This window comes from Rhizorhabdus histidinilytica, assembly GCF_900167915.1.
Lineage (GTDB): Bacteria > Pseudomonadota > Alphaproteobacteria > Sphingomonadales > Sphingomonadaceae > Rhizorhabdus > Rhizorhabdus histidinilytica.
The window spans coordinates 40,803-62,207 of record NZ_FUYM01000001.1 but is presented as its reverse complement, the minus strand read 5'-3'; the positions used below and the strand labels follow the sequence as shown (position 1 = coordinate 62,207).

The 21,405-nt window shown below is 67.9% G+C and carries 19 protein-coding genes and 1 pseudogene; 8 read left to right on the top strand and 12 right to left on the bottom strand.

What is annotated here, in order from left to right:
• Window positions 1-77: 77 nt before the first annotated feature.
• The gene (gene uvrB / locus B5X82_RS00285) at window positions 78-2,261 is read right to left on the bottom strand and encodes an excinuclease ABC subunit UvrB (RefSeq protein ID WP_079646058.1); all 2,184 of its coding nucleotides are present in this window, start codon (window positions 2,259-2,261) and stop codon (window positions 78-80) included.
• Between the two features lie 137 nt (window positions 2,262-2,398).
• Between uvrB and B5X82_RS00280 the strand changes: the two genes are divergently transcribed.
• Genes B5X82_RS00280 through B5X82_RS00265 form a run of 4 tightly spaced genes read left to right on the top strand, consistent with a single transcriptional unit; the run spans window position 2,399 to window position 5,743 of the window.
• Window positions 2,399-2,893: a DUF3617 domain-containing protein gene (locus tag B5X82_RS00280; RefSeq protein ID WP_079646057.1), complete on the top strand. Its 495-nt coding sequence runs from the start codon at window positions 2,399-2,401 to the stop codon at window positions 2,891-2,893.
• On the top strand, window positions 2,890-3,696 hold the full coding sequence (locus tag B5X82_RS00275) for an arylamine N-acetyltransferase family protein (RefSeq protein WP_079646056.1): 807 nt from the start codon (window positions 2,890-2,892) through the stop codon (window positions 3,694-3,696). The genes B5X82_RS00280 and B5X82_RS00275 overlap by 4 nt, the downstream gene beginning before the upstream one ends.
• Window positions 3,693-4,991, top strand: a complete 1,299-nt coding sequence (locus tag B5X82_RS00270; protein WP_079646055.1) for an MFS transporter — start codon at window positions 3,693-3,695, stop codon at window positions 4,989-4,991. Before B5X82_RS00275 ends, B5X82_RS00270 begins: the two co-directional genes overlap by 4 nt.
• Window positions 4,992-4,993: 2 nt before the next feature.
• Window positions 4,994-5,743 carry an NRDE family protein gene (locus B5X82_RS00265; RefSeq protein WP_079646054.1) on the top strand — a complete coding sequence of 250 codons (750 nt, stop codon included), beginning with the start codon at window positions 4,994-4,996 and terminating at the stop codon, window positions 5,741-5,743.
• Between the two features lie 39 nt (window positions 5,744-5,782).
• On the opposite strand, the gene B5X82_RS00260 is transcribed toward B5X82_RS00265, so the two are convergent.
• From B5X82_RS00260 to B5X82_RS00250, 3 genes are all read right to left on the bottom strand, one after another.
• Window positions 5,783-7,306: a fumarate hydratase gene (locus B5X82_RS00260; RefSeq protein ID WP_079646053.1), complete on the bottom strand. Its 1,524-nt coding sequence runs from the start codon at window positions 7,304-7,306 to the stop codon at window positions 5,783-5,785.
• A 109-nt stretch (window positions 7,307-7,415) separates the two neighbouring features.
• A complete protein-coding gene (locus tag B5X82_RS00255) occupies window positions 7,416-7,862 on the bottom strand; it encodes a hypothetical protein (protein WP_079646052.1) in 447 nt (148 codons plus the stop codon).
• 49 nt (window positions 7,863-7,911) lie between these two features.
• Window positions 7,912-9,348 carry a GMC oxidoreductase gene (locus B5X82_RS00250; protein ID WP_079646051.1) on the bottom strand — a complete coding sequence of 479 codons (1,437 nt, stop codon included), beginning with the start codon at window positions 9,346-9,348 and terminating at the stop codon, window positions 7,912-7,914.
• A 175-nt stretch (window positions 9,349-9,523) separates the two neighbouring features.
• Here B5X82_RS00250 and B5X82_RS00245 point away from each other — a divergent pair, with 175 nt between their 5' ends.
• Window positions 9,524-10,813 (top strand): acyltransferase family protein, encoded by a 1,290-nt coding sequence (locus B5X82_RS00245; RefSeq protein WP_235862560.1) that lies wholly within the window; start codon window positions 9,524-9,526, stop codon window positions 10,811-10,813.
• A gap of 35 nt (window positions 10,814-10,848) precedes the next feature.
• Here B5X82_RS00245 and B5X82_RS26995 read toward each other — a convergent pair.
• From B5X82_RS26995 to B5X82_RS00235, 3 genes and pseudogenes are all read right to left on the bottom strand, one after another.
• Window positions 10,849-10,965, bottom strand: a pseudogene (locus tag B5X82_RS26995) (PspC domain-containing protein); the annotation flags it as partial.
• A gap of 219 nt (window positions 10,966-11,184) precedes the next feature.
• Window positions 11,185-12,288 (bottom strand): non-hydrolyzing UDP-N-acetylglucosamine 2-epimerase, encoded by a 1,104-nt coding sequence (gene wecB / locus B5X82_RS00240; protein WP_079646049.1) that lies wholly within the window; start codon window positions 12,286-12,288, stop codon window positions 11,185-11,187.
• 8 nt (window positions 12,289-12,296) lie between these two features.
• Window positions 12,297-13,301, bottom strand: coding sequence for a cation diffusion facilitator family transporter (locus B5X82_RS00235; protein WP_079646048.1), 1,005 nt, complete (start codon window positions 13,299-13,301; stop codon window positions 12,297-12,299).
• A 293-nt stretch (window positions 13,302-13,594) separates the two neighbouring features.
• Here B5X82_RS00235 and B5X82_RS00230 point away from each other — a divergent pair, with 293 nt between their 5' ends.
• Window positions 13,595-14,788 (top strand): type III PLP-dependent enzyme, encoded by a 1,194-nt coding sequence (locus B5X82_RS00230; protein ID WP_079646047.1) that lies wholly within the window; start codon window positions 13,595-13,597, stop codon window positions 14,786-14,788.
• A gap of 122 nt (window positions 14,789-14,910) precedes the next feature.
• Entirely contained in the window at window positions 14,911-15,963 is a 1,053-nt protein-coding gene (locus B5X82_RS00225) for a 1,9-bis(guanidino)-5-aza-nonane synthase (RefSeq protein WP_079646046.1), read from the top strand.
• 84 nt (window positions 15,964-16,047) lie between these two features.
• Here B5X82_RS00225 and B5X82_RS00220 read toward each other — a convergent pair whose 3' ends face one another.
• Entirely contained in the window at window positions 16,048-16,500 is a 453-nt protein-coding gene (locus B5X82_RS00220) for a BLUF domain-containing protein (RefSeq protein ID WP_079646045.1), read from the bottom strand.
• Window positions 16,501-16,656: 156 nt separating this feature from the next.
• On the opposite strand from B5X82_RS00220, the gene B5X82_RS00215 reads away from it, so the two are divergent.
• Window positions 16,657-17,091: an MAPEG family protein gene (locus B5X82_RS00215; protein ID WP_079646044.1), complete on the top strand. Its 435-nt coding sequence runs from the start codon at window positions 16,657-16,659 to the stop codon at window positions 17,089-17,091.
• 260 nt (window positions 17,092-17,351) lie between these two features.
• On the opposite strand, the gene B5X82_RS00210 is transcribed toward B5X82_RS00215, so the two are convergent.
• From B5X82_RS00210 to B5X82_RS00195, 4 genes are all read right to left on the bottom strand, one after another.
• On the bottom strand, window positions 17,352-18,569 hold the full coding sequence (locus B5X82_RS00210) for a class I SAM-dependent RNA methyltransferase (protein WP_079646043.1): 1,218 nt from the start codon (window positions 18,567-18,569) through the stop codon (window positions 17,352-17,354).
• The gene (locus tag B5X82_RS00205) at window positions 18,566-19,939 is read right to left on the bottom strand and encodes an NAD(P)H-hydrate dehydratase (protein ID WP_079646042.1); all 1,374 of its coding nucleotides are present in this window, start codon (window positions 19,937-19,939) and stop codon (window positions 18,566-18,568) included. The genes B5X82_RS00210 and B5X82_RS00205 overlap by 4 nt, the downstream gene beginning before the upstream one ends.
• Complete coding sequence (locus B5X82_RS00200; protein ID WP_079646041.1) at window positions 19,936-20,307, bottom strand: hypothetical protein; 372 nt, start codon at window positions 20,305-20,307, stop codon at window positions 19,936-19,938. Before B5X82_RS00200 ends, B5X82_RS00205 begins: the two co-directional genes overlap by 4 nt.
• An 88-nt stretch (window positions 20,308-20,395) precedes the next feature.
• Window positions 20,396-21,298 carry a LysR substrate-binding domain-containing protein gene (locus B5X82_RS00195; RefSeq protein ID WP_079646040.1) on the bottom strand — a complete coding sequence of 301 codons (903 nt, stop codon included), beginning with the start codon at window positions 21,296-21,298 and terminating at the stop codon, window positions 20,396-20,398.
• Between the last annotated feature and the right edge of the window lie 107 nt (window positions 21,299-21,405).

Here is a 21,405-nt window from a genome sequence, read left to right as displayed (position 1 = left end):
GCCCGATCATACGCCATCGAGGCGGATATTGCACTTAAAATCGCGCCTCCTTTGGATGGCTTTATGCAACGGGCCGATTATTTGCGGCGCGCCGCGCGCATCTTTCCATATTTGGTAGTGCGGGTGCCGGGCTTGCCGCTGATACTATGGCTCTTGACCGGAGCATGGTGCTGCTCGACCGGCAAGCCCAGTTCCTCCTGCTCGAGCTTGCGGATCTCGTCACGCAGCCGGGCCGCCTCCTCGAACTCCAGATCGGCCGCCGCGGTGCGCATCTTGCCCTCGAGCTCCTCGATATAGGCGCGCAGATTGTGGCCGACCATGTGCGGCCGTTCGTCGATGCCGGTGTCGACCGTGACCTGGTCTTTCGAGGCCAGATGGCCGACGATGTCGGTGATCGAACGCCGGATCGTCTCCGGCGTGATGCCATGCTCCTCATTATAGGCCTGCTGCTTCTCCCGGCGGCGCGAGGTTTCGGCCATCGCCCGCTCCATCGATCCGGTGATGCTGTCGGCATAGAGGATCACCCGCCCGTCGACGTTGCGCGCGGCGCGGCCGATCGTCTGGATCAACGAGGTCTCCGAACGGAGGAAGCCCTCCTTGTCGGCGTCGAGGATCGCGACCAGCCCGCATTCGGGGATGTCGAGCCCCTCGCGCAGCAGGTTGATGCCGACCAGCACGTCGTAGACGCCGAGCCGCAGGTCGCGGATCAGCTCGATGCGCTCCAGCGTCTCGACGTCCGAATGCATGTAGCGGACCTTGAGCCCCGCCTCGTGCAGATATTCGGTCAGGTCCTCCGCCATCCGCTTGGTCAGCGTGGTGACGAGGGTGCGATAGCCCTGCTTCGCCGTCTCGCGCGCCTCGTGGACGAGGTCGTCGACCTGGCTCTCGATCGGCCGCACGTCGACCGGCGGATCGATCAGGCCGGTCGGGCGGATCACCTGCTCGGTGAAGACGCCGCCGGTCTGCTCCATCTCCCACCCGCCCGGCGTCGCCGAGACATAGACGGTCTGGGGCCGCATCACCTCCCACTCGTTGAAGCGCAGCGGGCGGTTGTCGATGCACGACGGCAGGCGGAAGCCATATTCGGCGAGGGTGATCTTGCGCCGGTGGTCGCCGCGCGCCATGCCGTTGATCTGGCCGATCGTCTGGTGGCTCTCGTCGACGAACAGCAGCGCGTTCTCCGGCAGATATTCGAACAGGGTGGGTGGCGGCTCGCCCGGCAGCCGCCCGGTCAGGAAGCGGGAGTAATTCTCGATGCCGGCGCAGCTGCCGGTCGCGGCGATCATCTCCAGGTCGAAATTGGTGCGCTGCTCCAGCCGCTGCGCCTCGAGCAGCCGCCCCTCGGCGTGGAGTTCCTTGAGCCGCTCGGCCAGCTCGAAGCGGATCGCCTCCATCGCCTGCTTCATCGTCGGCCCGGGGGTCACATAGTGCGAATTGGCGAAGACGCGGACATGGTCGAGGCTGGCCGCCTTCTTGCCGGTCAGCGGATCGAACTCGACGATCTCCTCGATCTCGTCGCCGAAGAAGGCGATCCGCCAGGCGCTGTCCTCATAGTGCGACGGGAAGATTTCCAGATTGTCGCCGCGCACCCGGAAATTGCCGCGCGAGAAGGCGGCGTCATTGCGCTTGTACTGGAGCGCCACGAGCTTGCGGATGATCTCGCGCTGGTCGACGGTCTGGCCCTTCTTCAAATCGAAGATCATCGCCGAATAGGTCTCGACCGAGCCGATGCCGTAGAGGCAGGAGACCGACGCGACGATCAGCACATCGTCGCGTTCGAGCAACGAGCGGGTGGCCGAGTGGCGCATCCGGTCGATCGCCTCGTTCACCGAGCTTTCCTTCTCGATGTAGGTGTCCGACCGCGGCACATAGGCCTCGGGCTGGTAATAGTCGTAATAGCTGACGAAGAACTCGACCGCGTTCTCCGGGAAGAACTGCTTGAACTCGCCATAGAGCTGCGCCGCGAGAATCTTGTTCGGCGCCAGCACCAGCGCCGGGCGCTGGAGCTGCTCGACGACCTTGGCCATGGTGAAGGTCTTGCCCGATCCGGTGACGCCCAGCAGCACCTGGTCGCGCTCGCCCGCCGCGGCCTGGGCCACCAGCTCGGCGATCGCGGTCGGCTGATCGCCCGATGGCTCATAGTCGGACACCAGCTTGAACGGCTTGCCGCCTTCGGTCTTCTCCGGCCGCTCGGGCCGATGCGGAACGAAGGTCTGGCCGAGGTCGACGTCGTCGAGGCTGGTGCGGATCTGGATCGTCATGGCTGTGCCTATGTAGGATAGCGGAGGCGGATGTTCACCTTTTATCTTCGATCGAAATCGCCCGCGCCCGACGGGCTGGCGCTTGAACCCTGGTCGCCAGGCGTTAAGGATCGCCCGCGACAGGGAGAAATGCCGGAATGAACGACAGGTTTCGCAGGGGCGTCAGCATCATCGGCCGTCCCCCGGCCATCCTCGCCTTCCTGCTGCTGACCGGCGCGGCTCCGGCGCTCGCCGACAGCTTCTCACCCGGCCAATGGGAGCATCGGACGGTGACCGTCAGCGCCGACGTGCCGGGGGTTCCGCAATGGGTGATCAAGATGTTCGCCGGCAACCGCACCCGCCGCAGCTGCCACAGCGCCGCCGAGCTTGCCGCGCGACCCGAGGCGCTGCTGACCCAGGACGATGCAGCCGTCTGCAAGCTGCGACGCTTCTCGATGGCGGGCGGCAAGCTGGTGTACGACACCTTCTGCACCAACAAGCGCTTCCCCGAAGGGCTGCTGGTCGCGTCGAAGGGCAGCTACACCGCCGACGGCTACGCGATCTCCACGCTGTCGACCGGCACCAAGGAAGGCGAACCGGTCAGGATCGAGACCACCGGCACCGGACGACGCATCGGAACCTGCAAGAAATGACCCCTCCCTTCGATCTCGACGCCTATCTCGCTCGCATCGCGACGAAGGCGCCGCCCGCCGCCGATGCCGACGGCCTCGCCGCGATCCAGCGCGGGCAGCGTCTGACCATCCCGTTCGAGAATCTCGACGTGACGCTCGGTCGTGGGATCAGCATCGATCCCGCCCATGTCTTCGACAAGCTCGTCCACCGCCGGCGCGGCGGCTATTGCTTCGAGCAGAACAGCCTGTTCCTGCGCGCGCTCCACGCGCTCGGCTTCGAGGCGCGGCCGTTGCTCGCGCGCGTCTGGCTGATGGCGACAGAGGAGACGCCGCCGCGCACCCACACGCTCAACCTGGTCCGGATCGACGGTCAGGACTGGATCGCCGACGCCGGCTTCGGCGGCAGCTACACCCCGCCGATGCCGCTCGCCGACGGATCGGCCGCGACCGCGCCCGACGGCGCAACCTTCCGCCTCTCCCGGCACGAGCGCCACGACTGGATGCTCGAACGCCAAAGTGAACCGGGGGCCGACTGGCATCCACAATACAGCTTCACACTCGACGAGGTCGCACCGTCCGACCTGGAGATGGCGAACCACTGGACCGCGACCCGGCCCGACACGCGCTTCACCACCCTGACGATCGTCAGCCTGTGCCTGCCGACCGGCTTCGCCGCGCTCACCGACCGCCACTATAGCCGCCGCGCGGGCGACCAGGCGGTCGAGGCCGACATCGAGAGCGCCAAGGCCTACCGCCTGCGCCTCAACTTCGTCTTCGGCATCGCCCTCGACGAGGTCGAGGTGAACGGCCTGGGACTATATTGAGCGCCGCCGCCCGCCCCCGTCACGCCGTCCGCTCGGTGATCGGCGGATCGCTCGGCAACCTCGTCGAGTGGTACGACTGGTACATCTATTCGGCCTTCTCGCTCTATTTCGCGAAGAGCTTCTTTCCCGAGGCCGATCCCACCGCGCAGCTCCTGTCGACCAGCATCGTCTTCGCGATCGGCTTCCTGATGCGCCCGCTCGGCGGCTGGCTGCTCGGCATCCTGGCCGACCGCTACGGGCGCAAGGCCGCTCTCACCTGGTCGATCACGCTGATGTGCGCAGGATCGCTGATCATCACCTGCGCGCCCACCTATGCCTCGATCGGTATCTGGGCGCCGCTGCTGCTCACCTTCGCGCGCATGGCGCAGGGGCTGAGCCTGGGCGGCGAGTTCGGCACCGCGGCGACCTACCTGACCGAGATCGCCCCGCCCGACCGGCGCGGCTTCTGGTCGAGCTTCCAATATGTCACGCTGATCGCGGGCCAGCTCCTCGCGCTCGGCCTGCTGGTCGCGCTGCAATTCCTGTTCCTCGACGAGGCGCAGCTCGAAGCCTGGGGCTGGCGGCTCGCCTTCGCGACCGGCGCGGTGCTGGCGATCAGCGTCTTCTGGCTGCGGCGCGGGATCGACGAGACGCCGGACTTCATCGAGGAGACGGCGGGTGAGCGGCGCAAGGGCGGCCTCGTCGCCCTGCTGCGCGAGCAGCCGAAGCAGGTGGCGCTGGTGTTCGGCCTGTCGATCGGCAGCAATGTCAGCTTCTACGCCTTCACCACCTATATGCAGAAATATCTGGTCGCGAGCGCGGGCTTCGCCAAGGACCTGACCTCGCTGATCTGCTCGGGCGCGCTGATCTTCTACATCGTCATCCAGCCGATGCTCGGCGCGCTGTCCGACCGGATCGGACGCAAGCCGCTGCTCTACTGGTGCTGGATCGGCGGGATCGTCGCGACCGTGCCGCTGTTCACCGCGCTCGGCGCCGCCACCAGCGGGCTGGGGGCGTTCCTGCTGCTCTGCGTCGCCTATCTGATCATCTCCGGATCGAGCGCGACCAGCGCGGTGGTGAAAGCCGAGCTGTTCCCGCCGCACGTCCGCGCGCTCGGCGTCGGCCTGCCCTATGCGGTCAGCCAGGCGATCTTCGGCGGCACCGCGGAATCGGTCGCGCTCGGCTTCAAGGCGGCGGGCATCGAATCCGCCTTCTTCTGGTACGTCACCGGCTGCATGGCGGTGGCGTTGGTGACGACCTTCTTCGTGCCGGAGACGCGCTGGCCCGGCGGACGGCGGCCGACGCGCGGCGCCTGACCATGTGCGTCGTCGCCCTCGCCTGGAACGCCCATCCGCACTGGCGGCTGGTGCTGGCCGGCAATCGCGACGAATATCATCGCCGCCCGGCCGCGCCGCTCGCCCGCTGGGAGGATCGGCCCGCGCTGATCGCCGGGCGGGACCTGCAATCGGGCGGCACCTGGCTCGGCGTTTCCGAAGCGGGTCGCTGCGTCGTCGTCACCAACCTGCGCGGCTTCGGCCTGCCCGAGCCCGGCCGCCCTTCGCGCGGCGCGTTGGTCACCGGCCTGCTCGACGGCGACGATCCGGAGAGCGTCGCGATCGATGCCTACAACCCGGTCAACCTGATCGCGCTCGATCGCGATCGGGCGCATTTCCTGAGCAACCGGCCGGAACCGCTGCGCACCGCGCTCGCTCCCGGCCTCTACGGCCTGTCCAACGGCCGGCTCGACGAGCCCTGGCCCAAGACGATGCGGCTCAAATCGGCGCTGCTCGACTGGCTGACCGGCCCGGCCGACAAGCCCGAGCGGCTGTTCGGCCCGCTGCGCGAGGAACGTCTGCCCGACATCGGCCTCGATCCCGCGACGCCCTCGGACGTGCCGCGCGAGCCGAACCACAGCCCGATCTTCATCCTCGATCCGGTCTACGGGACGCGCTGCAGCTCGATCATCGCGATCGACCGCGAGGGGCGCGGCCTGTTCCTCGAGCGCCGCTTCGACGCGGACGGCGCGGCGACGGGCGAGACCCGCCTCACCTTCGCCTGGCCCGCCTGAAAAGCGTCGCCCCGGCCTCCGCCGGGGCGACGCTCGGGATCAGGCGTTTTCGAGCAGCTTCTCCCGCGCGATCTTCTCGCGCCAGACGAGCGGGGCGGTGTGGTGGACGCTCTCGCCGGTCGCGTCGACCGCGACGGTAACCGGCATGTCCTTCACCTCGAACTCGTAGATCGCCTCCATGCCAAGGTCGGCGAAGCCGACGACCTTGGCGCCCTTGATCGCGCGCGCGACCAGATAGGCGGCGCCGCCCACCGCCATCAGATAGGCGGCCTTGTGCTTGCGGATCGCCTCGATCGCGGCCGGGCCGCGCTCGGCCTTGCCGACCATCGCGATCAGGCCGGTCTGGTCGAGCATCATCTCGGTGAACTTGTCCATCCGCGTCGCGGTGGTCGGGCCCGCCGGACCGACGACCTCGTCGCGCACCGGATCGACCGGACCGACATAGTAGATCACCCGGCCCTTGAAATCGACCGGCAGCTCCTCGCCCCTGGCGAGCATGTCCTGGATGCGCTTGTGCGCGGCGTCGCGGCCGGTGAGCATCTTGCCGTTGAGCAGCAGGCGGTCGCCCGGCTTCCAGCTCGCCACCACCTCGGGCGTCAGCGTGTCGAGGTCGACACGGATCGACTCCTTCGACGGCGCCCATTCGACCTTGGGCCACTCGTCGAGGCTCGGCGGGTCGAGATAGGCCGGACCGGATCCGTCGAGGTGGAAATGCGCATGGCGGGTCGCCGCGCAGTTCGGGATCATCGCCACCGGCTTCGACGCCGCGTGGGTCGGATAGTCCATGATCTTCACGTCGAGGATGGTCGACAGACCGCCAAGGCCCTGCGCGCCGATCCCGAGCGCGTTGACCTTGTCGAAGATCTCGATGCGCAGCTTCTCGATGTCGTTCTGCGGCCCGCGCGCCTTGAGCTGGGCCATGTCGATGTCGCCCATCAGCGACTCCTTGGCCATCGTCATCGCCTTCTCGGCGGTGCCGCCGATGCCGATGCCAAGCATGCCGGGCGGACACCAGCCGGCGCCCATCTTCGGGATCATCTCGAGCACCCAGTCGACGATCGACTCCGACGGGTTGAGCATCGCGAATTTCGACTTGTTCTCCGAACCGCCGCCCTTGGCCGCGACCGCGACCTCGACATGGTGCCCCGGCACCATCTCGACGTTCATCACCGACGGCGTGTTGTCCTTGGTGTTGACGCGGCTGAAGGCGGGATCCTTCAGGATCGAGGCGCGCAGCCGGTTCTCGGGGTGGAGATAGGCGCGGCGGACGCCCTCGTCGACGACCTCCTGCAGGCTCTTCTCCGAGTCCAGCATGCACTGCTGGCCCCATTTGATGAAGACGGTGACGATGCCGGTATCCTGGCAGATCGGCCGATGCCCCTCGGCACACATCCGGCTATTGGTCAGGATCTGCGCAATCGCGTCTTTCGCGGCCGGCCCCTGCTCGGCCTCATAGGCCGCGCCGAGCGCCTTGATATAGTCCATCGGGTGATAATAGCTGATGTACTGGAGGGCATCGGCGATGCTCTCGATCAGGTCGGCTTCCTTGATGATGACGGTCATTGCCCCGGCTCCGCTGGTCTGCCCTAATGCGAGCCCCATAGACCCGAAAGGAGGCGCCGGTCAGCCATAAAATGGGATTGGAGCCGCCATGCGCCGACAGGCGCATCCATCACGTCATGCTGAAATCGGCGAACGGGCTCGAACAGGGCTGCGGCCCAAGATAGACGACCGGTGCCTTGCCGGGCGTCTCGCCTTGCAGGAAGCTCGTCTTGGTCACGAACTCGGTCAGGATCGATCGTTCGAGCATCTCGAAATCCTCGCGGATACCGGCGGGCGCCTGCGCCATTGCCGCGTCCGCCCAGCCCGATCGTTCGAGCGCGGAAACGAGGCGCAGCTTGTAACCCTGTGGGAAGCCGGTGCGCCGATCGATCGCAGCGACCATCCGGCCGAAATCGGCATCGGCCATCACGAACGGCCCGACCAGCCGGCGGAGCACCGACCGCACGAGTTCCTCGCGGCCCGAGGCGCCGATCGCGATCGCCCCGCCGCCCGCGACGGCCAGCGCGCCGACGGCACCGGCGGCCAGGATGGTGCGGCGGCTTGCGGTGACCGTCATGGGTTCCTCCTCGCCACGTCCCAATGCTCCGTACAGCTTCCAACCATCTTCAAACCATCGCCGCCGCGCGCAGCGACAGCGCGGCGACCGTGAGGCTGGGATTGGCGCAGGAACAGGTCGGGAAGGCCGAGCTGCCGACCACGACCAGGTTGCGCCAGCGGTGATGGATCATCCGGGAATCGATCACCGACGTCGCCGGGTCCTCGCCCATCCGCAACGTGCCCTGAAGATGCGACTCGGTCGGCCGCCGCGAGCGGAAGACGATGTCCTCGACCGGGAGCGGTTCGAGCAGTCGGGGCAGCTTGGCGAAGGCCTCGACCTGTCCGCGCTCGGCATAATCGGACGGCGCCACGAAGGTGACCACCGCCTCGCCCTTGCCGTCGACGGTGACGTGGTTGCGATCCTCCAGCAGGTCCTCGGTCACGATCATCAGCGGCACGCTCTGCCGCCAGCGTCCCTTCTCGGCGCGCAGGCCGTGGGTCCAGCGATTCTCGAAATAGACCAGCGCGGCGCCATATTCGCTGCGGTGGCCGCCATCGTAGAGGCCGAAGTTGAGACCGGTGGTGATCGTGCTGCCGTCGAAGCCGTTCATGCCGTCGAGCAGCACCTCGACATGGGCACCGAGGCTCTCGTGCAGCCCCTTGCCCGTCAGCCCGCCACCCATCGACGAGCGCTGCAGGATCGCGGGGCTCTGGATCGCGTTGGCACCGAGCACGAACAGGTCGCCCGTCACCCGATAAGGCTTGCCGGCATGTTCGAACACCAGCGCGCCGATGCTGTTGCCGGCGCCTTCGTAGCGGAGCGCCTTCGATTGCAGCGCGACGGTGACGCGTTCGTCGCCGAACGTCGGCATCAGGCCGTTGTTGGCGGTGAACTTGGCATCGGCCGGGCAGCGCTGGCAGGTGAAGGAGGCGCAGCAGGCCGGGCGCTGCTCGGTCGCCACCCGCGCCCGCGCGGTCGGCATCGCGAAATGCGCCTTGGGCTGCGCCTTCTTCATGATCCGGTCGGGCGTGGTCAGGTGGTGCGGCGGCTGCGGATAGGGGGTCGAGCGCGGGAAGATCGCGGTCATGTCGGGATCGCCGGAGATCGCCATGATCGCCTCGGCCTCGCCATAATAGGGTTCGAGCTCGTCATAGTCGATCGGCCAGTCGTTGCCGACGCCGTAGCGGCTGCGCAGCTTGAAGTCGGACGGGTGGAAGCGCGGTGCCTGGCCGAACCAGCAATTGGTGCCGCCGCCCAGCGCGACCGTGTAATGCCAGGGCTTGGCGCTGTCGGATCGATAGGTCCGGTCGGCGGACAGCGCGCTGTTCATGCCGTGCGCCACCTGCCAGTCATGCGGGTGGTACCGGCCCCATTCGACGATCAGGACCCTGCCCGGCCGCCGTTCGAGCAGCTTGTGGACGAAGAAGGCCGCACCGAATCCCGATCCGACGACAACGGTGTCGAAATGCTGGCCGGCGAGCGTGGCGGGGTCGATCGGGCGCATCGGGTCGGACGGTCTCCATGCTGCTGCCCCCGGCCGGCATCTTAGCCGATCACGACGGCGCCGCGACCGCGTTCACGGCGTTTTCTGCCCGTCCCGTCCCGATGGCCGCGCCTTCGCCGCCGCTTCGCGCTATCGGCTGGCCGCCCCCGTCGCGAACCGCCTATGGAGCCGGGAAGTGCCCCGACGTGCGCCTGCGAAATATCGTGATGTCGACATGCTCCGCGGCTATGCCGCGCTGGCGGTCGCGCTCTACCATTTCCTGCTCGCCTATGTCCCGCCGGGCCGCGCGCCCATGGCGATGGACCATGCCGGGCTGATCGCCGAGCGCCCCTTCCTGCTGGCGATCGTCAACGGTCATTTCATGGTCGCGATCTTCTTCGTGCTGTCGAGCTTCGTGCTGACCAAGGGCCTCGTCTCCGGCACGCCGCGCAGCCGCGCGCTGACCGCGATGGCGAAGCGCCTGCCCCGCCTGCTGCCGCTCACCCTGATCGGTACGCTGCTGCCCTTCCTGCTGTTCGCCGCCGGGCTGCTGCCGACGCAGGAGGCGGCGCAGGTCAGCGGATCGGAATGGCTCGATCGCAGCGGCGGCATCAAATATTGGGCGCCTTGGCCCGATCCCAGCCTGGGAGGCGCGGCGAAGGACGCGCTGCATCTCTTCGCGAGCGGGGTCAGCCAATACAATTCGGCGCTGTGGACGATGAAGTACGAGCTGTTCGGCAGCCTGCTTGCCCTGCTGAGCGCAATGATCGTCGGGGCGCGGCGGCGGCCGACGGTCGATGCGGTGCTGATCACCGTCCTCGCCATCGCCGCGCTCAAGATCCACGCGCTGTGCGCGATCTGCGTGACGACCGTCTATGTGACCAAATATCTGCTCGACCGGCCCGCCGACATCCGCCCGGCAATCGCCGCCGCGCTGATCGCGGCCGGGCTGCTGCTCGGTTCGACCTTCAAGTCGATCCCGCCCTCGATGGTCGCCGATGACTGGATGTGGACGCAGGTGCAGCGGCTGGACTGGCTGGTCCACGGCATCGGCGCGACCGCACTGCTGCTGGGGATGCGCGGGCTGGCCCGGCTGCGCGAAGCCGATTGGTGGATCGGGCATCAGATCGGTCGGCTGTCCTTCGCCATCTACGTGGTCCACGTGCCGCTGCAATCGGCGATCGGCAGTCAGATGATGCTCGCGCTCGGCCATCGCCCGGTGCCGGTGATCGCTGCCTTCTTCCTGTCGATGACGGTGATCCTCATGGTCGCGGCCGGGGTGGCGCGGATCGACGAGCTATGGGTCGCCCGGCTCAACCGCATCTTCGCGCCCCGGTCCCGGCCGGCCGGTCAGGCGGCGGCGGCCAGCTCGACCGACGCCGCGTCATTGTCTGCGACGGGGGCCGGCGCGGCTTCGACGACGGCCTTGCGGCCCGCGGGAAAGGCGAAGCGCGACACCGCGACGAGCACGCCCAGGCCCAGATAGAGGCTGAGGGTGATCGTCGGGCTGGGCAGCAGGCCGAGCGCGAACGCGACCCGCAGCCAGTTCGGATGGAAACCGAAATCCTGGCCAAGCGCCTCGCACACGCCGAGGAAAGTGTCGTGGCGCCAGAAGACCGCGGTCTGATCGTGCTGCATCTCGTTTCGTCCCAAATCCCTGGCGGGCCCTTCGCCCGCATCCATGGCCTCCTTTCAGCACAAGCCGTGCCAGTTTGGATTATTCTGATTTTTCAGTGATTTATGGAAATTAATACCTGCCAAGGTGGCAATTCATCCACCACATGTTGGCGAAATCCACCACTTCATCGGCAATCATCACCCGTCATCCGGCTTTCGCCGGGATGGCGATCGGGAAGCCTACCCTCGCGCCGCGGTCCGCCGGCGCAGGTCCTCGACGCAGCGTTGGGCGGTGCGGCCGTCCCACAGGTCGGGGCGCTTGCGGTCCTGCTTCGGCTGGGCGAGCGCCGACAGCAGCCGTTCGAGCAGGTTGCCCGCATTGACGAGCTGGGCGGTGCCCTCGGTGATCGTGATCGGCCGCTCGGTATTCTCGCGCAGCGTCAGGCAGGGGATGCCGAGATAGGTCGTCTCTTCCTGGATGCCGCCTGAATCGGTGATCACCGCCGCCGCCCCGGCGACGAGGCTCATGAAGCGGACATAGGCGGCGGGGCCGACCAGCCGGATGCCAGCCGCCTCCAGCCGCGCGGCGCCCGTATCGCCAAGCCTCTGGCGGGTGCGCGGATGGACCGGGAAGACCAGCGGCAGGTGCGCCTGCACCGCGATCAATGCCTCGCTCAGCCGGTCGAGCTGCTCGGACACGTCGACATTGGACGGCCGGTGCAGCGTCACCACGCCATAACCGCCCGGCGCGAGGCCGAGCTCGGCCGGGTAGCCATCGGCCAGGATCGCGGGGCGGACCAGCTCGTAGCTGTCCATCATGATGTTGCCGACGCGGGTGATCCGCTCCTCCGGGATGCCCTCGGCGCGGAGATTGGCGTCGGCGTCGGGCGACGGCGTCCACAGCACGTCGGCAAGCACGTCGGTGACGAGCCGGTTGAGCTCCTCCGGCATGTCACGGTCGCGGCTGCGCAGGCCCGCTTCGAGATGGACGATCGGGATGCGGAGCTTGCCCGCCGCCATCGACGTCGCGGCGGTCGAGTTGACGTCGCCGGCGACGATCAGCCAGTCGGGCCGCTCCTCCATCGCCAGCTTCTCATAGGCGATCATCACCCGGCCGGTCTGCTCGGCATGAGTGCCCGACCCGATGCCGAGATGATGGTCGGGCGCGGGCAGGCCCAGGTCGGCGAAGATGTCGTCGGACATCGCCGCGTCATAATGCTGGCCGGTGTGGACGATCAGCGGGCGGAAGTCCCCGGCCGCCTTCAGCGCATGCCACAGCGGCGCGATCTTCATGAAGTTGGGCCGGACGGCGGCGATCAGGTGGACGAGCGCGGGACGGGTCATGCGGGTCCTCAATGACGATGCTGGTGGCCGTGACCGGGGCCGTGATCGTGAACATGGTCATGGTCATGGCCGTGCGCCTGCTCCTGGCCGGGCGAGCAGTCGGGCTGGCCGTCGGCGCATTCGCCGCGCTCGATCTGGAAGGTCGCGTGGCCGATGCCGAATTCGGCCTTCACCAGCTTGGCGGTGGCGGCGAGGAAGGCGTCGTCCCCGCTCCCGCCGGGCATGACGAGATGCGCGGTCAGCGCCACCTCGGTCGTGCTGGTCGGCCAGATGTGGACGTGGTGGACCGCCTCCACACCTGGCAGGCCACCGAGGCGTGCGGTAACGGCGGCGCTGTCGATCCCGCCCGGCACCCCCTGCAGCGACATCACCAGCGAGTCGCGGAACAGGCCCCAGGTGCCCGCCACGATCACCACGACGATGACCAGGCTGATCGCCGGATCGATCCACAGCAGGCCGGTCTGGAGCACCAGGAAGCCGGCGGCGACAACGCCCGCCGACACCGCCGCATCGGCCGCCATGTGGAGAAAGGCGCCGCGGATGTTGAGATCGTCATGGCTGCCGCGCAGGAAGAGCAGCGCGGTGCCCAGGTTGATGACGATGCCGACCGCCGCGACGGCCATCATCGCCCCGCTCTGCACCGGCGCCGGCTCGAAGAAACGCTGGACCGCGCCCAGCGCTATCGCCCCGCAGGCGAACAGCAGCAGGATCGCGTTGAACAGCGCCGCGAGGATCGACGATCCGCGCAGGCCATAGGTATAGCGCGCGCTCGCCGGTCGCTTCGACAGCGCATAGGCGGCCCAGGCCATCAGCAGGCCGAGCACGTCGGACAGGTTGTGCCCGGCATCGGCGACCAGCGCGAGCGATCCCGCCCATAGCCCCGCCGCGCCTTCGACCGCGACGAAGGCCAGGTTCAGGACGATGCCAATCGCGAAGGCGCGGCCATATTCGCGCGGCCCATGGGCATGCCCGTGATCGTGGCCATGGCCCGCATGATGATGATGCCCGGCCATCGCCGCTACCGTCTCGTCCCGTACATGGCGCAGGCAAGCCATAGCCGCGCGCCAAAGGCAAGCCGCCGCGCCGATTCGCAGCCTCCGGCACCCGGAATTCTCCCTATGCGGATCAACGCCCTACCCCGGAATCCGCCCGTTTTCCGGACCACGGGACCATCGTCGGCGACAGGGCCGAAGATGGAAACTTTACATCAAGGTCAGCGCACCATATATCCGCGCCTCCGCTGCCCCATGGGACTTCCACCGCAAGGCAGCTTTCTTGCCAACGTTACACCCGGAGGTCCCTTGAGTTGCACAAGCACCATAGCGCGCTGGGGCTAGCTACCGCCCTTCGACCGGTCCAGCCGGTAACGCTCCTTCGTCCCCACGCCGCAGCGCGGGCCGCCCGGTTCTTCGTCGAGAAGTTCCAGGGCCGTTCGATGTATGCGGTCAAGGCGAATCCGTCGCCCGAGCTCATCCAGATCCTCTGGGAGAACGGAATCACCCATTTCGACGTGGCGTCGATCGCCGAGGTACGCCTCGTCGCAGGCATCGCGCCGGAAGCGACGTTGTGCTTCATGCACCCGGTCAAGGCCGAGGAAGCGATCGCCGAGGCCTATTTCGACTATGGCGTCCGCACCTTCTCGCTCGATTCGATCGAGGAGCTGGAGAAGATCGTCCGCGCCACCGATGGCGCGGCCGACCTGACCCTGTGCGTCCGCATGCGTGTTTCGTCGGAGCTGTCGAAGCTCAGCCTCGCCTCGAAATTCGGGGTCGAGCAGGCCGACGCCAAGGAGCTGCTGCAACGCACCCGGCAGGTCGCCGACGCGCTCGGCATCTGCTTCCACGTCGGCAGCCAGGCGATGAGCCCGTCGGCCTATGTCCAGGCGATGGAGCGCGTCCGCGCGGCGATCGTCTCGGCGGCGGTCACCGTCGACGTGATCGACGTGGGCGGCGGTTTCCCCTCGGTCTATCCGGACATGGAGCCGCCCGCGCTCGAGGCCTATTTCGGCGCGATCCACCAGGCGTTCGAAAGCCTGCCGGTCAGCTATTCGTCCGAGCTGTGGTGCGAGCCCGGCCGCGCGCTGTGCGCCGAATATGCGAGCCTGCTGGTGCGCGTCGAGCGCCGCCGCGATGACGAGCTCTACATCAACGACGGCGCCTATGGCGCGCTGTTCGATGCGGCGCATATCGGCTGGCGCTTCCCGGTGAAGCTGCTGCGCGAACCGGAATCGCCGGCCCGCGACATCGGCTTCAGCTTCTACGGTCCGACCTGCGACGACATGGATCGCATGGCCGGCCCGTTCATGCTGCCTGCCGACGTCGGCCCCGGCGACTATATCGAGATCGGCATGCTCGGCGCCTATGGCTGCGCGATGCGGACCGGTTTCAACGGTTTCACCGCCGGCGCGCGCGTGATCGTCGAGGACGAGCCGATGGCGACGCTCTACGTCCAGCAGGACGATGTGCGCGAGGCGGTTTCGTCGAACGTCATCAAGCTGTAAGGGCAGCCCAGCACATAATTCCGTCATTCCAGCGGAAGCTGGAATCTCCCTGATCTTGTCGCCAGGTAGGGAGATCCCAGCTTTCGCTGGGATGACGGCCGTTTGGATTTCCGGAGACCATCATGAACGACGCCACTGTGAACGACACGCGCAAGGCCGAGCTGCTCTCGACCACCGTCGAGCATATCGACATCAAGAGCTTCGACGCGCGCCCGATCATCGACGCGATGGGCAAGATGAGCTTCACCAGCCGCGACCTCGCCCGTGCCACGGGCATCTACAACCAGATGCTCCAGGATCCGGACTGCACCATCTTCCTGGTGGTCGCGGGCTCGACCTCGGCCGGCGGCTGCATGGACGCCTATGCCGAGCTGGTCCGCTCGGGCATGGTCGACGCGGTCGTCGCGACCGGCGCCTCGATCGTCGACATGGATTTCTTCGAAGGCCTCGGCCACAAGCATTACCAGGCGCTCGAAGTGCCCGACGACGACACGCTGCGCTCGCTGCTGATCGACCGCATCTACGACACCTATATCGACGAGGAGCAGCTCCAGGACTGCGACCACACGATCTACAAGATCGCCAACGCGCTGGAGCCCCGCCCCTATTCGAGCCGCGCCTTCATCCGCGAGATGGGCAAGTATCTGGTCGAGCACGGCAAGAAGGAGAACAGCCTCGTCAAGCTCGCTTACGAGCATGACGTGCCGATCTTCTGCCCGGCGTTCGTCGACAGCTCGGCCGGCTTCGGCCTGGTCAAGCACCAGGTCGACTGCATGAAGGCGGGCCGACCCTATATGGTGCTCGACGCGATCGCCGACTTCCGCGAGCTGACCGACATCAAGATCAAGGCGGGCACCAGCGGCCTGCTGATGATCGGCGGCGGCGTGCCTAAGAACTTCATCCAGGATACCGTCGTCTGCGCCGAGATCCTCGGCCATGACGATGTCGAGGTGCACAAATATGCCGTGCAGATCACCGTCGCCGACGTGCGCGACGGCGCCTGCTCCTCCTCGACCCTCCAGGAGGCGGCGAGCTGGGGCAAGGTCAACACCGGCATCGAGCAGATGGTGTTCGCGGAAGCGGGCTCCGTGATCCCGCTGCTGGCGTCCGACGCCTATCATCGCGGCCATTGGAAGACCCGCGCCAAGCGCGCCTGGGGCAAGCTGTTCGACTGATTTGAGCAGCGCCCTTTCGGGCGATCGCCCCCCTCCTCCGTCATTCCCGCTTCGCGGGAATGACGGGGAGATGGAGAAGTCCCCTCAGTGCGACGAGGGCCGTCCGATCGGGCGGTCCTGATCGTGGCTGGCCTGCGACAATTTCTGTAGCAATTCGTAGAGATTAGCGGTCTGCTGGGTTCGGCTGAGCGCGTCGGCCTTGTCGAGCACCCGCGCGACATGCTGATCCATGTAGCTGGCATCGCCCCAATAGGCGAGGCTCCAGTCGGGGAAGCGATAGCCGTCGATCGCCTTGTCCTCGATCACCGTCACCGCCTCGTGCCGCGGATCGCGACGGATGCTGCCCATCAGTTCGGCGATCGCGCCCGACGGGCCTTCCAATATCTGGGCGAAATGACGCTCGGTGAAGATCAGCGCGCCGCGCACCCCCAGGCGACCGTTGCGAATGATCGAACCTGCTACGATCCGGTCGATCTCCGCCGCCTGGGACGGCAATTCAAGCCTGCTGCGACTGACATAGATAAGCGACTGGTACATGCATCGCTTATCGCATGGCACCCTTGGCCACGCACTCAGCAAAGATACGCACCGGCCCAGGGAAATTCGGAATCGTTCCGCCTTTGGTCGAAGCAATATGGTAGTTGATGCAAGGTTTCGGCCGCGATGCGGCCGGCCGGGGAGAGGGAGGATCGCATGCATACGCCGATATTGTGCGCGGTGATCGCGCTGGTTCTGTGGACGTTCGTGATGTGGACGTGGCTCTACGCCACGCGCATCCCGGCAATGATCAAGGGCGGGATCGTCTACGACCCCAGCCGGCCGACCGGCGAATTCATGGACAAGCTGCCGGCGCGGGTCCGCTGGAAGGCCGACAACTACAACCATCTCCACGAGCAGCCGACCATCTTCTACGCGGTCGCGATCATCCTCTCCCTGCTCGCCGCGGGCGGCGGTCTCAACGCGACCCTGGCGTGGATCTACGTCGCGCTGCGGGTCGTCCACAGCCTCGTCCAGGCGACGGTGAACCTGGTGATGCTGCGCTTCGCGATCTTCGTCGCGGCGTCGCTGGTCCTGTTCGTACTGAGCCTGCGCGCCGCTCTGCTGCTGTTCGGCGGCCCGGCCACCTGACGCCGCTCTAGAACATCGAGCTTTTTATCTGACCCGCTCATCCTGAGAGTCTGACCGGAAAGTGCCTTACCGCTCATCCTGAGGAGGGACTGAGCCTGGCGAAGGCCCATCTCGAAGGACATTTCCAACCTCGAACCCCCTTCGAGACAGCATTTCGACTAGCTCAATGCTTCCTCAGGGCGAGCGGGCACTTTCCGGTCAGCCTCTCAGGATGAGCGAACGCAGGTCCCTCAAATTAAACGCACGATGCTTAGCTTGTCTTACCGTGCGAACGCCGCCACCAGTTCCGCATGGGTCGACCAGCGGAACTGGCCGACGGGGGTGATCCGTTCCAGCCGCCAGCCGCCCTCGACCAGCATCCGTGCGTCGCGAGCGAAGGTGGAGGGGTTGCACGAGGCATAGGCGATCCGCCGCACCTTCGCCGTGGCGGCGAGCGCGGGCATCTGTTCCTTGGCGCCCGCGCGTGGCGGATCGAGCACGACCGCGTCGAAGCGGTCGAGCTCGGCAACGTCGAGCGGCCGGCGGAACAGGTCGCGATGGTCGACGCCGATCATCCGCTGGCTGCGGTCGGCCGCCGCCTTCAGCCCCAGCACCGCGTCACGCGCACCTTCGGCCGCATAGACGCGCCGGGTCCGGGCCAGCGGCAACGTGAAGGTGCCGAGCCCGGCGAAGAGATCGGCGACCAGCCGGGCGTCGCCGACGATCTCCTCGACCTCGGCGAGCAACGCCGCCTCGCCCTCGGCGGTCGCCTGGAGGAAGCCGCCCGCCGGAAAAGGCACCGCGACGCCGCCCAGCGTCACGGTCGCCGGCTCGGGCTCCCAGCGCGGCTGCGGACCATAGCCGTCGTCGACCGACAAACGCGCGAGGCCATGTGCTTGCGCGAATTCGTTGAGCGCCTCGATCGCGGCGAGCCCCTCGACCTCGACCTTTTCGAGCAGCAGGTCGACGCCTTGGTCGACCAGTGTCATCTGCACCCCCGCCGCCCGCCGGTCGCGCAGCATCGGGTGAAGCAGCCGGCGGAGCGGATCGACCAGCGCGAACAGCGTCGGATGGAGCACGGCGCACATCCGGATATCGACGATATGGTGACTCTGCGCCTCGTTGAAGCCGAGCAGCATCCGCTTGCCCTGCCGCTCCGCACGGAATGAAGCGCGGCGACGGGTCTCGGGCGCGGACAGCGCAGCGGGCGTGAGCGGCGGCGCATCGATCTTCTGCTGGGCGAGCGCGCCGGTAATCCGCTGGCCGAGAAAGGCCGCGTAGGATTCGTCGTCGACCTGCTGGAGCTGGCAGCCGCCGCATTTGGGAAAATGGCGGCAGGGCGGCTCGATGTGGTGCGGCCCCCACTGCAGGCTGCCGTCGAGCCCGAGCAGGTCGCCCGGCGCCGACAGCGGCGAGTGGCGGCCGTCGGCGGTGATCCCCTCACCGCGCGCCGCGATGCGGACGATCGGCTCCCAGTCCTTCACCTCCTCGTCGCTCACAGGCAGGCCTCCAGCGCCCGCGGCAGATGCGCGATCAGATCGTCGGCGATCAGTCCCGGCCCCGCCAGCCCGGCGGCGCAGCCATGAAGCCACACGCCCGCGCAGGCGGCGTCGAAGGGATGGAGCCCCCGCGCCCGGTTCGCGGCGATCAGCCCGGCGAGTACGTCGCCGGTCCCGGCGGTGGCGAGCCAGCCCGGCGCGGGCGCCGCGATCGCCGCACGGCCATCGGGAGCGGCCACCACCGTATCGGGCCCCTTGAGCACGACCACCGCCCGCGACCGCTCCGCCGCCGTGCGGGCGCGGTCGATCCGGCTGCCCGGCAGCGCACCGAACAGCCTGGCGAACTCGCCTTCGTGCGGAGTCAGCACCGGCATGCCCGGCAACGCGCCGCTGCCCACGAGCAGCACCAGCGCGTCGGCGTCGAGCACCAGCGGCCTGCCCGCCCCCAGCGCGACATCGAGCAGCGACCGCGCCACGGCATCGCGGCCGAGCCCCGGCCCGACCAGTGCCGCACCGACCCGGTCGTCGGCGAGGACGTCGCCGAGCGGCGCATCGCGGCGCACGATCGCGGCGGGACCGCCCAGCCCGGTCGCCTTGCCCACCAATGTAATATAGCCCGCGCCGCCGCGCTGCGCCGCCATGGCGGAGAGCAGGGCCGCGCCCGGCATCGCGCCTTCGGCGACGACGACATGGCCGCGTGTATATTTATGGTCGGCGGGACCCGGCGCCGGCAGGTGCGGGCGGCCGATCTCGACCAGCTTCGATACGCCCGAAATGTCGATGTCACCGAGCACCAACCGGCCCATCAACGCCGCCGCGGGCTGGAGCCGGTGGGCGGGCTTGAGCACCGCCAACGCGACCGTCATCTCATAGGCGACGCCGGGGCCGAGCAGCGCGCCGTCGTCGGTCCCCACCCCGCTCGGCAGGTCGACGGCGATCCGCAGCCGTGCCGCCCTGGCCAGCCGTTCGAGCGGCCCGGCGATCGGCGGATCGAGCGGCCGCGTGAGGCCGGTGCCGAACAGCGCGTCGATCAGCAGCGGCGCGGGCGCAGCCTCGGCCAGCGGCTCGACCGGCCCGTCCCATCGGGCCCGCATGGCGCGGGCGGCGTCGGTCTTCGGCTCCCCGCTCGCGGCGACCCGGACCTTGAGCCCGCGCGCCTTGAGCAACCGTGCGATCACATAGCCGTCGCCGCCATTATTGCCCGGGCCGCACAGCACCAGCGTCGGCACCCGGCCTGCATAGCGCCACGCCGCCTCGGCAACCACGCCGCCGGCGGCTTTCATCGCCTGCTCGACGCTGACACCGGTCGCGAACACCGCCTCCTCGGCGGCCCGCGTCTCGGCGGCGGTGAGGATCGGCCGGCCGTTCATGCCGCCACCTTCGCGGGCAGGCGATAGACCATGCCGCCCGCCGTCACGTCGACATGGCCGCCGCCCGCCGGCCGCACCTCGACCGGCTCGGCACCGTCGGCCGCGATCACGCCCCGCCCGTCCCTGACGATCAGCAGCCGACGGAACCCGCCGTCGGGCCCCCGCGCGACCAGGACCGGCCCCTCGGGGCTCTCCGTCCGCTCGACCGTGCAGATCTGCTCGAAGCCCCTGGCCTCGGCGAGGCGGCAGTCGATCGGCCGGGTCCCGGCGACCGCGTCGCCGGCCGACCCGCAGGCGGTGAGGAGGAGCCCGGCCGTCACGATCCACAGCTCCCGTCCATAACCGTCCTGCTGAACTCGCTTCAGCATCCACCCATCATCCTCTTAGCCATGCCCTGTGGCGCGGTGGCGCCTGAAACAAGTTCAGGATGACGCGTTGTCCGCATGAGGACGCGTCCTAAGCGCGGGACGATGGCGAGGCAAGCGCGAGGAAGGCCGCCAGCGTCGGGCTGTCGTCCCGCTCGTGCCAGGCCAGCCCGGTTTCGAGCTCCGGCGCGCCCGCCAGCGGAAGGTAGCGCACACCGGTCCGTGCCAGATGCCGCAGCGAAGCCGGCACCAGCGCCATGCCGAGCCCGGCCGAGACCAGGCTGATGATCGTCTGCATCTGGATCGCCTCCTGCCGAATGAAGGGCTGGTGCCCGCGCGACCGGTAGAAGCGCATCACCAGGTCGTGGAAATCCGGCGCGACCCGCGCCGGGAATATGATCAGCGGCTGCGCCATCCAGCCGTCGCCGCGCAGCGTTCCGCCACCCGTCGCAAGGCGTCCCTCCTCGATCCAGCTTTCCGGCACCGCCGCGACCAGCGGCTCGTTGAGCAGCGGGCGATAGGCGAGCGCCGGCGGCAGCGCCGATCGCGTCGAGATCAGGATGCCGGCGTTGATCCGCCCATTCAGCAGGTCCTCGACCTGAATGTCGCTGGTCGCCTCGACCAGCTCCAGCTCGACCTCGGGAAAGGCCGAGGAATAGCGCTCGACCAGCGTCGGCAGCACGCTGTAGTCGGCGGTGCTGACGAAGGCGAGCGAGAGCCGGCCGGACGCCCCCGACCGCAGCCGTTCGGCGATGGCGGGAAGCGCGGCGACCGCCGCCACCGCCGGGCGGACATGTTCGAGCCATTGCCGCCCGAAGGCGGTCAGCGCGACGCTGCGCTTGGAGCGGACGAACAGGTCCCCGCCGAGTTGGCGTTCGAGCGCGAGGATCGACTGGCTGAGCGGCGGTTGGGTCATGCCGAGCCGCTCGGCCGCGCGGCCGAAATGCAGCGTATCGGCGACCGCGACGAAGTGGCGGAGCTGGCGCAGGTCCATCTATTAAGTCTCCCTACGACCTTATAGCGACTGAATAGTATATTTCCCAACCCATGGAAAAGCGCCTATCATGGGCGGCACGTCGACAAGAATTCGAGGACCGTGGA